A 13,537-nucleotide genomic window follows, 5' to 3' on the forward strand; every position below is an offset into this window, starting at 1 on the left:
CGGCCCCCGGAGTCCCCTCAGGCTCCGGGGGCCGCACGCTGCCCGAATGCACCGGCGCGGCGTCTTGTGCTCACCGCTCGCTCACTTGTTCCATGGGATCTTCATGTTCGATGATGAACTGAGCCTGTGGGGGGCATAGTTGAGCACGTATCAGTACGCCGGACGAAGAGTCGCCGCCATGGTGGCGGCCGCCGTGGTCGGCGGCAGCGGCATCCTCCTCGCGGCGCCCGCCGCGCACGCGGCAGAGCCGTCCGACGTGGTCGCCAAGCTGCCGTTCTCGACGTTCTCCGACCTGGTCGTGGACTCGGTGAACGGGCGGGTCTTCGTCTCCGACCGGAACCACTACAGCCAGTACGGCGGCAACGTCGTCGCCTACGACTTCCAGGGCTACAAGGTCGGCTCGTTCACCACGCCGACCCGCGCCTCCGGGCTGGCGCTCAGCGAGGACGGCTCCACCCTGTACGTGGGCCAGCGCGAGGGCGTCTTCGCCTACGACACCCTGACCCTGCAGGAGACCGGCCGCACCGCCGCCCACCAGGACTCCTGCGGCCGGGAGCTCGCGGTCACCGGAACCAAACGCTGGCACACCACCACCCCGGCGTCCAACGACTCCTACTGCGACCAGAACCGGACCGACCTGGACTCGGTGGTGGGCGGGGTGCACGTACGCACCAACTGGAATGCCGCCGGCAAGCTGCTGCTTTCGACCGGTGACGGGGCGGCCGGCCGGCTGTTCATGGGCCAGGCCAAGGGACCGGTCTCGCCCGACCCGTTCCTCACCTCCTTCGACACCACCGGCGACAACCCCGTGCGCGGCGACTCCCGCCGCTTCGCGGACGCCGAGGGCAACGGCGCCCTGGACCTGAAGGACCTCGCCGTCAGCGCGGACGGCGCCCGCCTCGCCGTCGCCGACGCCGCGTACGGCACCCGCCTGCTGAACTCCGGCGACCTGAGCGACACCGGCACCGCCTACCAGCCGCTGCCGGCCGGCGCCACATCGTCCGCCGTCGCCTTCGGCGGCGACGGGACGTACGTGGCGCGCGGAGCCTCGGCCACGGGCAGCACCCCCGACCTGCTGATCCAGCCGGCCGACCCGGCGAACGGCACGACGGCCATGGAGTTCGCCTTCGAGGGCGACCTCGACGGCGACCGGATCGTGCCGCGCGGTCTGGAGTGGTCGAAGGACGGCTCCCGCCTGTTCGCCGTCACCACCAACGCGCACGGCAACGCCTTCTGGCTGCACATCGTGCGGCCCCCGGCCGCCCAGTACGACTCCCGCTTCGCCGGGTCGCTGACGCAGACCCCGTCCCAGGCCGTCGTCGGCGAACCGCTCGGCATCCGCGGCCGTCTCGAACTGGACGGCCCCGCGCCCACCGACCCGGTCCGGGTGTCCGCCGTACGCACCACCGCCGACGGGACCCGCACGCTCGCCGCCGCGGACGTGGCCGCCGACGGCACGTTCACCGTCCTCGACGTACCGGACGCCGTCGGCAGCGCGACCTACACGGTGTCCTACCTCGGCGACATCACGCACCGCCCGGCCCAGGACGTCACGATCGCCGTGGACGTCGCCAAGGCTCCGACGGCGCTCGCGCTCACCGCGCCCGAGGAGGCGTCCATGAGCACCGGGGTGGAGATCACCGGCCGGCTCACGGCGCAGGGCCGCCCGCTGCCCGCCGGCGTCACGCTCTCCGTCGAGCGCACCGACCGGCTCGGCACCGGCAGCCTGTCGGCCGTCCCGGTCGCCGCCGACGGGACGTTCACGGTCCGCGACCTGCCCCGGGCCCGCCGCGATGTGACGTACACGGTGTCGTACGGGGGCGACGACCTGCACAGCGGCAGCACCGCCTCCGCGACGGTCCACGTCCGGCGCTGAGCGCCACCCGGAGAAACGCGGGGCGGCCGCCAGTGCGACCGCCTCCGCGCGCAGCACCCCGAGCTGACACTCCAGATGCCGCTCCGGCGGCTGCGCCCCGGCCGTGGGCCGGGACCACCAGCGGGTCCGTATGTAGGCGTCCACGGACTCCGGGACGTCCTGCCGGATCGCCCGCGCCAGGACGTGCATCCCCTCGGGGTCCCGCGCCACCGCCTCGCCGATTGCCGACCCCGCTGATGAAGTCGCGGAACGGCGCGTCGCTGCTGGTCTGCTGGGTGTCCTGCACCCTGAGGTGTCGTTCTGGTGGCCCCGGTCCACGCGCCTCCCCGGCCCGTGAACCGGGGCTGTCAGGGGGCGCCGACCAGTTGCTGGTCCTTCAGCGCGGCGGTGTGCGCGTCCATCCGCTCGGCGGACAGGATCGCGGCGGCGGTGTCGGCGCGTGAGGCGGCGACGACCAGGGCGCGGCCGGCGAGTGCGTGGGCGCGCCGGTGCAGGGCTGCCGTGTCGGCGTCGCTGAGCCTCGCGTGACGGGCGGGCGGGGCGCCGCGCAGCCGGGAGACCTGCTCGGCGAGGGCCTCGGCCGCCCGGTCCAGCCCGAGCTCGTCGGTCACGGCCAGCAGCGCGGCGAGGTGGCCCGCGAGCTGGATGTCCAGCTCCTCCTCGCGAGTGCGGTGCGGGTACTGCGCCTCGTCGGCCATCGAGTGGACCGACTTGGTGCGGATCGGCTCGTACATGGGGATGGCCTCCTGCTCACGGTCAGGAGACCATCCTACATTGGATTAAGTCTAAAGTTGAGTCCGGTCGGGAATGTGCCTGCGCGGGGCGGGGGTATGGCTACGGCTGGCCGTATCCGTCGAGGAACGTCCCGATCCGCGTCACGGCGTCCGCCAGGTCCTTCGCCGTCGGCAGCGTCACGATCCGGAAGTGGTCGGGCTCCGGCCAGTTGAAGCCCGTGCCGTGCACGACCATGATCTTCTCGGCCCGCAGCAGGTCCAGCACCATCTGCCGGTCGTCCTTGATCTTGTAGACCTTGGGGTCGAGCCGCGGGAACAGATACAGCGCCCCCTTCGGTTTCACGCACGTCACGCCGGGGATCTGCGTCAGCAGGTCGTACGCCACGTCCCGCTGCTCCAGGATCCGTCCGCCCGGCAGCACCAGGTCCTCGATCGACTGCCGGCCGCCCAGGGCCGTGGCCACCGCGTGCTGTGAGGGCATATTGGCGCACAGGCGCATGTTGGCCAGGATCGTCAGGCCCTCGATGTAGGAGGACGCGTGCGCCTTGGGGCCGCAGACCGCCATCCAGCCCGAGCGGTAGCCGGCCACCCGGTAGTTCTTGGACAGCCCGTTGAAGGTGAGGACCATCAGGTCCGGGGCGATCGCGGCGGTGGGGGTGTGCGTGGCGCCGTCGTAGAGGATCTTGTCGTAGATCTCGTCCGAGCAGACCACCAGATTGTGGCGGCGGGCGATCTCGGTGAGGCCGCGCAGCATCTCGTCGTCGTAGACGGCGCCGGTCGGATTGTTCGGGTTGATGATCACCATCGCCTTGGTGCGGTCGGTGATCTTGCGCTCGATGTCCGCCAGGTCGGGCATCCAGTCGGACTGCTCGTCGCACCGGTAGTGCACGGCCGTGCCGCCGGACAGCGAGACCGACGCCGTCCACAGCGGGTAGTCCGGGGCCGGCACGAGGACCTCGTCGCCGTCGTCGAGCAGCGCCTGCATCGACATCTGGATCAGCTCGGAGACGCCGTTGCCCAGATAGATGTCCTCGACGCCGAGCTCGATGCCCTTGGTCTGGTAGTGCTGCATCACCGCACGCCGCGCGGACAGCAGCCCCTTCGCGTCCCCGTAGCCGTGGGCGGTGCTGAGGTTGCGGAGGACGTCCTCGAGGATCTCCGGCGGGGACTCGAACCCGAAGGCGGCCGGGTTGCCGGTGTTGAGCTTGAGGATGCGGTGACCTGCTGCCTCCAGCCGCATCGCCTCCTCGAGGACCGGGCCCCGGATTTCGTAACAGACGTTTGCGAGCTTCGTGGACTGGATCACCTGCATGTCCGTGAGCTTACGGGCGCGTCAGGATGATCGCTCCGCATTTCCCGCCGCCCGGGGCGCAGCGCGAATGTCCGCTTTGTGCTTTCCGGGGTGGCGGTGCCCCGGCCCCTTCGAAACCGCAGCGAGGAGCACCGGTCGCCTGCGAAACCGGCGGCCGCCGGTTTCGGGTGTTGCCCTCGTCACGTGCGGTACTGTTGCTCGCCCGAGCAGTGCACCCGGTGGTCCGGGGCGCTGCCTTCGTGACCGAGGAGGTGAGACCCATTCCCGCGACAGCAGGCTGGGCGCCCTCATCCGACAGCCGTACGGTCCACCGGCACAGGTGACCGCGAGGGCGCCCTCGTTGGTGCCCCGAAAGGTTTTCATGTCGGTCTCCGAGCTCTACCCGTCCCACTCCTCCGTCGTCTCCACCCTGCGTTCGGCGGGCTGCGTCTTCGCGGAGGACGAGGCGGACCTCCTGGTCTCCGCCGCCCGTGACCACGGCGAACTCGCCGCCATGGTCGAACGGCGCGTCATCGGCCTCCCCCTGGAACACGTCCTCGGCTGGGCCGAGTTCCACGGCCGCCGGGTGTCCGTCGACTCCGGCGTCTTCGTGCCCCGCCGCCGCAGCGAGTTCCTCGTCGACCGGGCCCTCGCCCTCGCCCCGCCCCGCCCCGTCGTCGTCGACCTGTGCTGCGGCTCCGGAGCCCTGGGCGCGGCGGTGCTCCACGCCATAGGGGCCGGTGAACTGCACGCCGCCGACATCGAGCCGGCCGCCGTCCGCTGCGCCCGCCGCAACGTGGAGCCGGTCGGCGGCCGGGTGTACGAGGGGGACCTCTACGCACCGCTGCCCGGCCGACTGGCCGGCCGCGTCGACGTGCTCATCGCCAACGCCCCGTACGTGCCGAGCGGCGAGATCGGACTGCTCCCCCCGGAGGCCCGCGACCACGAGCCGCTGGTCGCCCTGGACGGCGGCGGTGACGGGCTCGCCATCCAGCGGCGGGTGATCGCCCAGGCCCGGCGGTGGCTCGCGCCCGGCGGCGCGCTGCTCATCGAGACGAGCGAGCGGCAGGCGCCGCTGACCGCGGCGGCGTTCACCGGTCACGGTCTTTGCGCGCAGGTGGCCGTGTGCGAGGAGCGGGACGCGACCGTCGTGATCGGGACGAGGCCCGCCGGCGGCTGAAGGCCGCCTCCGGCGTCCGTACACGTGGCAGGGTCCCGGGGCGAGGACTCGCTCCCGGGACCCTGCCGTCCGGTGTCCACCGGACGCCTTCCCGTACGGATCAGGCGTTGACGCAGGTGTTGCCCACCGCCGGGTTGAGCAGCGCGATGACGTTCACGGTGTTGCCACAGAGATTGATCGGGACGTGGACCGGGATCTGGACGACGTTCCCGGACAGGACGCCCGGGGAACCGGCGGCGATGCCGTCGGCACCCGCGTCTGCCATGGCGGGCGCGGCGCTGCCCAGGGCCATGACGATCCCTGCCGCAACGGCTGCAGCCTTCATGTGCTTCATTTCGATCCTTTCAGCAGTGGCACCATGCGCAGCCACGACCTTCGCGCTACGCTGCCGGATGCTGTGCGGGCATGCGCCCCTGCAGAGCTAGTAACGAGGTGATTCCCGCCAGGAACCCGTTCGGAGACGGGCAGTTCGAAAAGTCACTCGTATGCCTCATGAGTCATTCTTCGAACCGTGGTGCGGATTTACCGGATCTCCCGGATTCCGCGGACGGATTTGTTCTCTCCGATTGCATTGTGCGGCGGCACTATTTCGGCCTCCGCAGACGACACCCGCCCCCGTGCGCGTGATGCGCTCGGGGGCGGGGCCGGGGAAGTGCGACTAGTCGACGGCCGAGCCGTTGCCCGACAGGACCGGGATGTCGCTGAGGATGTGCGACAGCGGCTCGTCACCCTTGGCCTGGGTGGAGTTCTCGACGCACTGCTGGTTCTGCGGGGCCGAGAGGATCGGGATGTCCTGCACGCCGACGTTCACCAGGCCGACGATGTTCTGGATGTTGGCCTTGGCCGGGAGGCCGATGCAGGGCTTGTTCAGCGAGCCCTGGATCAGGCTCATCTGCGGGCTCATGTCGCCGTACGTGGCGGAGTTGCCGTACTCCTGCGAGGCGAAGTTGCCGCTCGCGGAGTTGGTGCCGCCGTCGTTGCCGAGAGCCAGAGCCTGGGGGGCCATCATCGCACCCGCGCCCGCCATCGATGCGGTGACCATGGCCGTCGTCAGAATCTTCTTGATCACTTGCTTGTCCCTTTTCGCTATGAACGCTCGAACGCGGAGCAGCCTGATCAACTGGCTAAGCGCAGTTTGGTTCCGGGCGTTCACCCGATTGCCGTAACGGCCGGTCGGCTGGTGCACAATTGGCGGCCCTGCAAGCGATCCGATCGGTGAATTCAATATGACAATTATGGCGACCGGGCCGGCGTCCGCCGAGGAGAAGGGCCGGCGACGGGCCGTCAGGGAGGGCGTCGGCGGCAGCCGTTCCCTCGCGTGGCTGCTCGTCGTCACGGGTGCGGCGGGACTGCTCGCCGCGTGGGTGATCACGCTCGACAAGATCAGGCTGGCCGAGGACCCGGGCTTCAAGCCGGGCTGCAGCCTCAACCCCGTGGTCTCGTGCGGCAGCGTCATGGAGAGCGACCAGGCCGCGGTCTTCGGCTTCCCCAACCCGATGCTCGGCCTGGCGACGTACTCGGTGGTGATCGGCGTCGGCATGGCGCTGCTGGCCGGCGCCCGCTTCGGCCGGGCGTACTGGCTCGGCCTGAACGCCGGCTGCCTCTTCGGCGTGGGCTTCTGCACCTGGCTGCAGTACCAGTCCCTGTACGAGATCAGCGCACTGTGCCTGTGGTGCGCGCTGGCCTGGGTCGCCACGATCTTCATGTTCTGGCACGTGACCGCGCACAACGTCCGCCACCGGCTGCTGCCCGCCCCCGCCTGGCTGCGCGGCTTCTTCGACGAGTTCGCCTGGGTGCCGCCCGTGCTGCACACCGGGGTGATCGGCATGCTGATCCTGACCCGCTGGTGGGACTTCTGGCTGTCCTGACCCCGCCCCCAGGCCCTGCGAGAGTCTGAAACCGGGACCGGGGCGCGAAACCGAGGACCCCGGCGGCCGTCGGCCACCGGGGTCCTCGACGTACGGGACGACTAGTCGATCGCCGAGCCGTTGCCCGACAGGATCGGGATGTCGTTGAGGATGTGCGACAGCGGCTCGTCACCCTTGGCCTGGGTGGAGTTCTCGACGCACTGCTGGTTCTGCGGGGCCGAGAGGATCGGGATGTCCTGGAGGCCGACGTTCACCAGGCCGACGATGTTCTGCACGTTGGCCTTGAGCGGCAGGCCGATGCAGGGCTTGTTCAGCGAGCCCTGGACCAGGCTCATCTGCGGGCTCATGTCACCGTGCGTGGCGGCGTTGCCGTAGCTCTGCTTGGCGCCGTTGCCGCTCAGCGAGTTGGTGCCGCCGTCGTTGCCGAGGGCCATAGCCTGGGGTGCCATGGACGCGCCGGCGGCCGCCACGGAGAGCGCCAGCGCTGCCGTAGCCGTAACCTTCTTCAGCATTCTCTGTCCTTCTGTTGCTTGGATGCCCGCCGTTGGAGCTCCCTGGACAACCGCCCGCCTCGGGGTTTGGTTCTCCCGGTTCACTCCAACGGTCGTGTGCCGGTACGCCGGTTGCCGCGACCGCGAACCGGACGCGGGGCGGCCCCGCCGCAGGTCGCCGACGGGCCGCCCCGGTCTGTCGCCGCTGTCGCCCCGGCGGTCAGCCGCCCAGCGAGAGGCCGCCCAGCATCGGCGTCAGCGAACCGGCCGACTGCAGCACCTGACCGGGTGCGTTGCCCCGCAGGTTGTTCAGCTCGGTCGCACCGCCGGCCACCTCGTTCACCACGCTGCCCGCCTCGGCGGAGTCCATCTGCGGGATGGAGCTCGCCACTTCGGCGATGCCGGCGGTGAGGCTCATGGGCGGCATGTTCGCCGAGTCGGCGGCGAAGGCGGGAGAAGCCGCCCCCAGCGCCGCCACGGAGCCGGCAACGATCGCAGCAGCCTTCGAGTACTTCATCTTTTCGAATCCCTTTCCCCGGCGGTGTTCTCCGCCGTCGACAGGGGTAACGAGCCGTGGCCGCACGGGAAACCCCGGATCTCCGCCTTTCTCCGGCGGCTCGGCGGAGGTGATTCCCCGCGTCGTGGCCCCCTCAACGAGCGAGTGGTAGAAGGGTTTTGCCGAATCACTCGATGAGCTGGTTCCGTTCGCCCCGCACTTACGGTCGTACCACCGGAGACAGGCCTATATGTAAGGCGAATGAGATGGCCTCCAGATGGCCCTATGTGCGCGTCCCGCGTGATTTCCAACTAGCTTTCTGACAAAGTGCACTCCTGTTTTGTCGACTTGATCGAAAATGGAGAGCCAACCATGCCGAAGTCGCCGGGCTTCGCTGCGCGAGGCGTTCTGGCAGCACTGCTCTGCACGGCGTTTTCGGCAGCTCCCCTCATGGCCGCGGCGGCACCGGCCCCCACGCCCCCGGAAGCACCGCGCATTCCTTTCACCGAGCGCTATCACTCGGTCCACCACGGCGGAATCGTCCGGGCCGCGAACTCCGCCATCACCTGCCGCACGCCGGAAACCACCACCGCCACGCCCTGTTCCGCGGTGCGCAAGGGCGCACAGGGCGTCAACGGCGACTACGACATGTTCTACGTCGACCTCGACGACGACCCCAACACCTACAACTCCAGCCGCGCCCGGCTCGGCCTCCCCGCCGGCTCCCGTGTGCGCTACGCCCGCCTGTACTGGGGTGGCAACCTCCGCGTCGGGGAGCAGAAACCCCCCGCGGACAACGGCCGCGTCCTGATCGCCGAACCGGGCGGCGAGTACAAGGAGGTGCTGGCCGACACCCGGGTCGCCCACCGCGACGCGGACGGCAGCGACGCCTACCAGGCGTCCGCCGACATCACCCCCCTGGTGCGCCGCAGCGGCTCCGGCTACTGGACCGTCGCCCAGATCAACGTGGCGAAGGGCCATTCCAAGGCCGGCGCCTGGGGCGGCTGGACCCTGGTCGTGGCCTACGAGAAGGACGACGAACCGCTGCGCGAACTGTCCGTCAGGGACGGCTTCGAGGCACTCCGCCCCGGCCGTGCGGACCACTCCCTGACCCTGGCCGGCCTGCGGATCCGGCCGGGCGCCGGCGGCCGCGCGGGCCTCGTCTCGTACGACGGCGACCGCGCCGCCCGCGGTGACTCGGTGAGCGTACGGGCGGGCGGCCGAAAACCCTTCGCCCTCACCGACCCGGCCAATCCGGCGGACGACGTGATGAATTCGACCATCGCCGATCTCGGCGCCACCGTGACGGGCCGGCAGCCCGCCCACGTCAACACTCTCGGCTACGACTCCGACCTGTTCGACATCGGTCCCGCCCTGGCGGACGGAGCCGATTCCCTGACCTTCCGGTTCGGCGCCGGGAACGGCGGCCATTTCCTCGGGGCCCTTTTCCTTCAGGCCGACGCGCGCCGCTGACCGCCGCATTACGCCTACAGTCCACCGCGTTCGAAGAAGGCCGCACGTGCTGCAAAGAAACTGGACTGAGAAGAGCCGACTCACGGTGTTCCACCTGGTTCAGCCGGTGGACGGGGGAGTCGCACGAGTCGTCACCGACCTCGTCAGGCAGCAGGTCCGCTCGGGCATCAGGCCCGTCGTCGCATGCCCGCCGCAGGGGCGGTTGGCGGGCCTCGCGGCCGAGGCCGGCGCCGTCGTGCACCCCTGGCCGGCCGGCCGGGCGCCGGGGCCCGGGCTCGCCGCGGAGGTGCGCACCGCGGCCCGGCTGATCCGCGACAGCGGCCCGCACGTCCTGCACGCGCACAGCGCCAAGGCCGGCCTCGCCGGACGGCTCGCGGTACGCGGCCGGGTGCCGACCGTCTTCCAGCCGCACGCCTGGTCCTTCGACGCCGTGCGGGGCACGAGCGCCGGACTGGCCCTGACCTGGGAGCGGTACGGCGCCCGCTGGACGACCCGCACCCTGTGCGTCAGCGAGAGCGAGCGCCGCGCCGGGGAGGCGGCCGGCATCCGCGCCCGCTGGTCGGTGATCCGCAACGGCATCGACCTCGCCCACTTCACCGCCCGCGCCGCCGGCGGCCAGGCGGCGGCCCGCTCCATGCTGCCCGAGCCGTTCCGCACCCCCGCGGACACCCGCCTCGTCGTCTGCGTCGGCCGGCTCTGCCGGCAGAAGGGCCAGGACGTGCTGCTGCGGGCCTGGCCCGCAGTGGCGGCCGCGGTCCCCGGCGCCCGGCTGGTCCTGGTCGGCGACGGGCCCGACGGGGCGGAGCTGCGGCGCGGTGCGCCGCCGGGCGTGCTGTTCGCCGGCGACCGCGCGGACACCCGGCCGTGGCTGCACGCCGCCGACCTGGCCGTACTCCCGTCCCGCTGGGAAGGCATGGCGCTCGCTCCGCTCGAGGCGATGGCCTGCGGGCTTCCCGTCGTGGTCAGCGACGTCAGCGGCGCGCGGGAGAGCCTGCCGCCCGGCCAGGAGCCGTACGCACTGGTCCCGCCGGAGGACCCGACCGCGCTCGCCGCGGCGCTCGTCCGGCTCCTCGCGCGGCCCGGCCTCCGCCGCGACCTGGGCCGCCGGGCCGAGGAACACGTCCGGGCCACGTCCGACGTGCGCGGCACGGCGGCGGCCGTCCTCGGCCTCTACCAGGAACTGCTCAGCACGCACCGACCCATGACGAGGAAGCGCACCGAACGATGACGACGGACAGTGCTCCTGCGCCCCGCACCGCCCAGGCGACGGTCACCCGCCGCCCGGCCCCCTCGATCCACCCGCCCCGCCGGGTGCCCGGCCGTCGCCTCGCCGCGGGCGCGCACCGCGCCGCCGTACGCGGCGAGCGTGCCACCGGGCTCTTCGCGGCCGACGCGCTCGCCGCGGTCTGCGCCGTGCCGGCCGCCTCCGCCGTGCTGTGGTCCCAGGCCCGCTGGCCGCTGATCGCGGCGCTGCCGTTCGTCCTGCTCCAGGCCGTCCTGCACACCCGGTGCGGCCTCTACCGGCGCCGGCTGTCGCCCTCCGCCCTCGCCGAACTGCCCACGCTGTACGGGCTGCTGCTGCTCCAGTGGTACGCCGTCGGCCTGACCCTCGCCGCCCTCGACCCCCGTTACGCGGCCGGCCCGGCCGCCCCGGCCCTCGCGGCCGCCGGGCACGCGCTGCTCGCCTGCGCCGGCCGGGCGGCCGTCCACCGCAGCCGCCGTCTCGCCGCCGCCCGCCGGCCGCGGTCGGCGCTGGTCGTGGGAAACGGGCCGATCGTCCAGCAGGTCACCGCCGCCCTGTACGACCACGCCGAGTACGGGATGCGGCCCGTGGGACAGGTCGACCTCGACCACCGGGCCGGGACGGCGCCGGCGGCGCTGCCCGTGCTCACCGGGCCGCAGGACGTCAGCCGCGCGGTCATCCAGAACGCCGTGGGCCACGCCGTCCTCACCCGGCCGCCCGGACCGGAGAGCGCCGTGCTGCTCGACCTGTTCGAACGGCACGGCTGCCACGTCTGGCTGGTCGACGGCACCCCCGCCGGGCGCGCCACGCGCCGCGGCGCCGACCACCTGTGGGGCTTCCCCGTACGCCGGCTCGACGCGGTGCGCACACCGCTCGGCCTCGTCGGGAAGCGGGTCATGGACGTCTGCCTCGCCGCCGTCGCGCTCGTCGTCGCCGCTCCCGTGCTGGCGGCCTGCGCGCTCGCCGTCCGCCTCTGCGACGGGCCCGGCGTCATCTTCCGGCAGGAACGCGTCGGCCTCGACGGACGGCCGTTCGTGCTGCTCAAGTTCCGCACCATCAGCCCCGCCGACGAGCACGAGTCCGCCACCCGCTGGAGCGTGGCCACGGACCGGCGGATGAGTGCCACCGGAAGCCTGCTGCGCCGCACGTCGCTCGACGAGCTGCCGCAGCTGTGGAACGTGCTGCGCGGCGACATGAGCCTCGTCGGACCCAGACCCGAACGGCCCTACTTCGTCGCCAAGTTCAGCCACGCCCACCCCGGCTACCAGGCTCGGCACCGGATGCCCGCCGGCATCACCGGGCTGGCCCAGATCCATGGTCTGCGCGGGGACACCTCCATCGAGGACCGCGCCCGCTTCGACAACCACTACATCGAGAGCTGGTCGCTGTGGCAGGACGTGTGCATCCTGGCCCGCACCGCCGCCTCGCTGCTCAGGCTGGGAGGCAGCTGAGCATGACCGCCGCCACCTGGACCGCCGCGCCCGGCCGGCGCATGCCGCCGCTGTGGCTGCTGCGGCTGCTGCGGCTGCTGCCCCTGGTCGCGACCGTGCTGCTGCCGGCCGCGCCGCTGCCGGCGGCGAGCGGCGCGGGGAGCGCCGTAGCCCCGGCGGACATCGCCTCCGCGGTCCTGGTGGTCTGGTGCACGGCCGAGGTGCTGCGCCGCCGGTCCCGGCCGCTGACGCCCGCCGCCGCGGCCGTGTTCGGCCTGCCCGTCGTCGGCTTCGCGGTCGCCACGCTCACCGCCGCCGACCCGCAGGGCGCGGTGCCCGGCTTCGTGCGCTATCTGCAGGTCTTCGTCCTGGTGCCGGTCGCCGTCGTGCTGCTCCTGCGCGACGCGCGCGACTTCCGGATCGTGGCCGGCGGCCTCGTCCTGCTCGCCCTCGCACAGGGCGCGGTCGGCTCCCACCAGTACGCCACCGGCACCGGCGCGTCGTACATGGGCGAGAACATCCGCGCCGTCGGCACCTTCGGGCCGACGGACGTCATGGGGATGGCGACCGTCGTCTCGTACGGGCTGCTCGCCGCGCTCGCCCTCGCCCTGCGGACCCCGCCCGACGCGCCGGTCTGGCTGAAGCCGTGCGCGCTCGCCGCCGCGGCGGTGCTGGTCGTGCCGCTGGCCCTGTCCTTCAGCCGCGGTTCATGGATCGCCACGGCGTTCGCCGCCGTCGCCGTGACCGCCCTGACCGGGCTGCGGCAGGCAGTCCGGGTCCTGGCGGCGGTGGCCGCGCTCGGCGTCGTACTCGTCGGCGGTCTCGGCATCGGCTCCGAGATGATCTCCGAGCGGGTCAGCAGCATCACCCGGGTCACCGACGCGCCGGACCGGTCGGTCGGCGACCGGTACGCCATGTGGGCGGCGGCGGCCGGGATGTGGCGCGAGGAGCCGGCGGCGGGCGTCGGGCTGAAGGGCTTCCCCGCGCACCGCGACGGTCATGCGTCGATCGGGCTGTCGTCCGGCAGCGACACTGCGGGTGCGGGCCGGGAGTTCGAGAAGCAGCCGCTGCTGTCCCCGCACAACATGTATCTGCTGGTCCTCGGCGAGCAGGGCCTGATCGGTCTGACCGCGTTCGCCGGCAGCCTGGCCGCACTCCTGGTCCTCGGGGTGCGCCGCCTCGTCCGGGCGGGACGTGCGGGCGGCGCCGGCGGTGCGGAACGGGCCGCCGACTGCGGGCTCGTGGCCGTCGGCCTGATGCTCTGGCAGACCGTCGACTTCCTCTACGCGGACATCGGCGGCCCCTCGACGGCGCTGACCGGCGTCGTGGTGGGCCTGGCGGCGTGGTGGGCGCTCGGCAGGGCGGCCTCCGCGTGAAGGGCACGCCCGTGGGGGACCGCGGCCGGCACCTGGACCAGGGCGCCGGGTGGGTCGCCGCGCTCCGGACCGGCCTCCA

Annotated in this window: 13 protein-coding genes; 7 read left to right on the plus strand and 6 right to left on the minus strand. The window is 72.3% G+C overall.

What is annotated here, in order from left to right; all coding sequences use genetic code 11:
• Nucleotides 1-139 precede the first annotated feature (139 nt).
• Nucleotides 140-1,876, plus strand: a complete 1,737-nt coding sequence (locus ACFYOP_RS13895) for an Ig-like domain repeat protein (protein WP_356897178.1) — start codon at nucleotides 140-142, stop codon at nucleotides 1,874-1,876.
• 347 nt (nucleotides 1,877-2,223) lie between these two features.
• Here ACFYOP_RS13895 and ACFYOP_RS13900 read toward each other — a convergent pair whose 3' ends face one another.
• Together ACFYOP_RS13900 and ACFYOP_RS13905 are read right to left on the minus strand one after the other, a co-directional pair.
• On the minus strand, nucleotides 2,224-2,610 hold the full coding sequence (locus tag ACFYOP_RS13900) for a hypothetical protein (RefSeq protein ID WP_356897180.1): 387 nt from the start codon (nucleotides 2,608-2,610) through the stop codon (nucleotides 2,224-2,226).
• A 100-nt stretch (nucleotides 2,611-2,710) separates the two neighbouring features.
• Nucleotides 2,711-3,922, minus strand: a complete 1,212-nt coding sequence (locus ACFYOP_RS13905) for a pyridoxal phosphate-dependent aminotransferase (RefSeq protein WP_356897182.1) — start codon at nucleotides 3,920-3,922, stop codon at nucleotides 2,711-2,713.
• Nucleotides 3,923-4,283: 361 nt separating this feature from the next.
• Between ACFYOP_RS13905 and ACFYOP_RS13910 the strand changes: the two genes are divergently transcribed.
• Nucleotides 4,284-5,081 carry a putative protein N(5)-glutamine methyltransferase gene (locus ACFYOP_RS13910; RefSeq protein ID WP_356897184.1) on the plus strand — a complete coding sequence of 266 codons (798 nt, stop codon included), beginning with the start codon at nucleotides 4,284-4,286 and terminating at the stop codon, nucleotides 5,079-5,081.
• 100 nt (nucleotides 5,082-5,181) lie between these two features.
• Here the strand turns inward: ACFYOP_RS13910 and ACFYOP_RS13915 are convergent, their stop codons facing one another.
• Both ACFYOP_RS13915 and ACFYOP_RS13920 read right to left on the minus strand, forming a co-directional pair.
• Nucleotides 5,182-5,415 (minus strand): chaplin, encoded by a 234-nt coding sequence (locus ACFYOP_RS13915; protein ID WP_356897186.1) that lies wholly within the window; start codon nucleotides 5,413-5,415, stop codon nucleotides 5,182-5,184.
• A gap of 324 nt (nucleotides 5,416-5,739) precedes the next feature.
• Nucleotides 5,740-6,150, minus strand: a complete 411-nt coding sequence (locus tag ACFYOP_RS13920) for a rodlin (RefSeq protein ID WP_356897188.1) — start codon at nucleotides 6,148-6,150, stop codon at nucleotides 5,740-5,742.
• Nucleotides 6,151-6,316: 166 nt separating this feature from the next.
• On the opposite strand from ACFYOP_RS13920, the gene ACFYOP_RS13925 reads away from it, so the two are divergent.
• Nucleotides 6,317-6,949 carry a vitamin K epoxide reductase family protein gene (locus ACFYOP_RS13925; RefSeq protein ID WP_356897190.1) on the plus strand — a complete coding sequence of 211 codons (633 nt, stop codon included), beginning with the start codon at nucleotides 6,317-6,319 and terminating at the stop codon, nucleotides 6,947-6,949.
• A gap of 101 nt (nucleotides 6,950-7,050) precedes the next feature.
• Here the strand turns inward: ACFYOP_RS13925 and ACFYOP_RS13930 are convergent, their stop codons facing one another.
• Complete coding sequence (locus ACFYOP_RS13930) at nucleotides 7,051-7,461, minus strand: rodlin (protein WP_356897192.1); 411 nt, start codon at nucleotides 7,459-7,461, stop codon at nucleotides 7,051-7,053.
• Nucleotides 7,462-7,660: 199 nt separating this feature from the next.
• Nucleotides 7,661-7,957 carry a hypothetical protein gene (locus tag ACFYOP_RS13935; protein WP_356897194.1) on the minus strand — a complete coding sequence of 99 codons (297 nt, stop codon included), beginning with the start codon at nucleotides 7,955-7,957 and terminating at the stop codon, nucleotides 7,661-7,663.
• Between the two features lie 351 nt (nucleotides 7,958-8,308).
• Here ACFYOP_RS13935 and ACFYOP_RS13940 point away from each other — a divergent pair, with 351 nt between their 5' ends.
• From ACFYOP_RS13940 to ACFYOP_RS13955, 4 genes are read left to right on the plus strand one after another with little or no spacing between them, the layout of a single operon-like run.
• Nucleotides 8,309-9,409, plus strand: coding sequence for a DUF3344 domain-containing protein (locus tag ACFYOP_RS13940; protein WP_388451517.1), 1,101 nt, complete (start codon nucleotides 8,309-8,311; stop codon nucleotides 9,407-9,409).
• Between the two features lie 46 nt (nucleotides 9,410-9,455).
• Nucleotides 9,456-10,637, plus strand: a complete 1,182-nt coding sequence (locus ACFYOP_RS13945) for a glycosyltransferase family 4 protein (RefSeq protein WP_356897198.1) — start codon at nucleotides 9,456-9,458, stop codon at nucleotides 10,635-10,637.
• Entirely contained in the window at nucleotides 10,634-12,103 is a 1,470-nt protein-coding gene (locus tag ACFYOP_RS13950) for an exopolysaccharide biosynthesis polyprenyl glycosylphosphotransferase (RefSeq protein ID WP_356897200.1), read from the plus strand. The genes ACFYOP_RS13945 and ACFYOP_RS13950 overlap by 4 nt, the downstream gene beginning before the upstream one ends.
• Nucleotides 12,104-12,105: 2 nt before the next feature.
• On the plus strand, nucleotides 12,106-13,458 hold the full coding sequence (locus tag ACFYOP_RS13955; protein WP_388451520.1) for an O-antigen ligase family protein: 1,353 nt from the start codon (nucleotides 12,106-12,108) through the stop codon (nucleotides 13,456-13,458).
• Nucleotides 13,459-13,537: the final 79 nt, after the last annotated feature.

Origin of the sequence: Streptomyces sp. NPDC006294 (assembly GCF_042870895.1) — a bacterium.
In the GTDB taxonomy this organism is placed as follows: domain Bacteria; phylum Actinomycetota; class Actinomycetes; order Streptomycetales; family Streptomycetaceae; genus Streptomyces.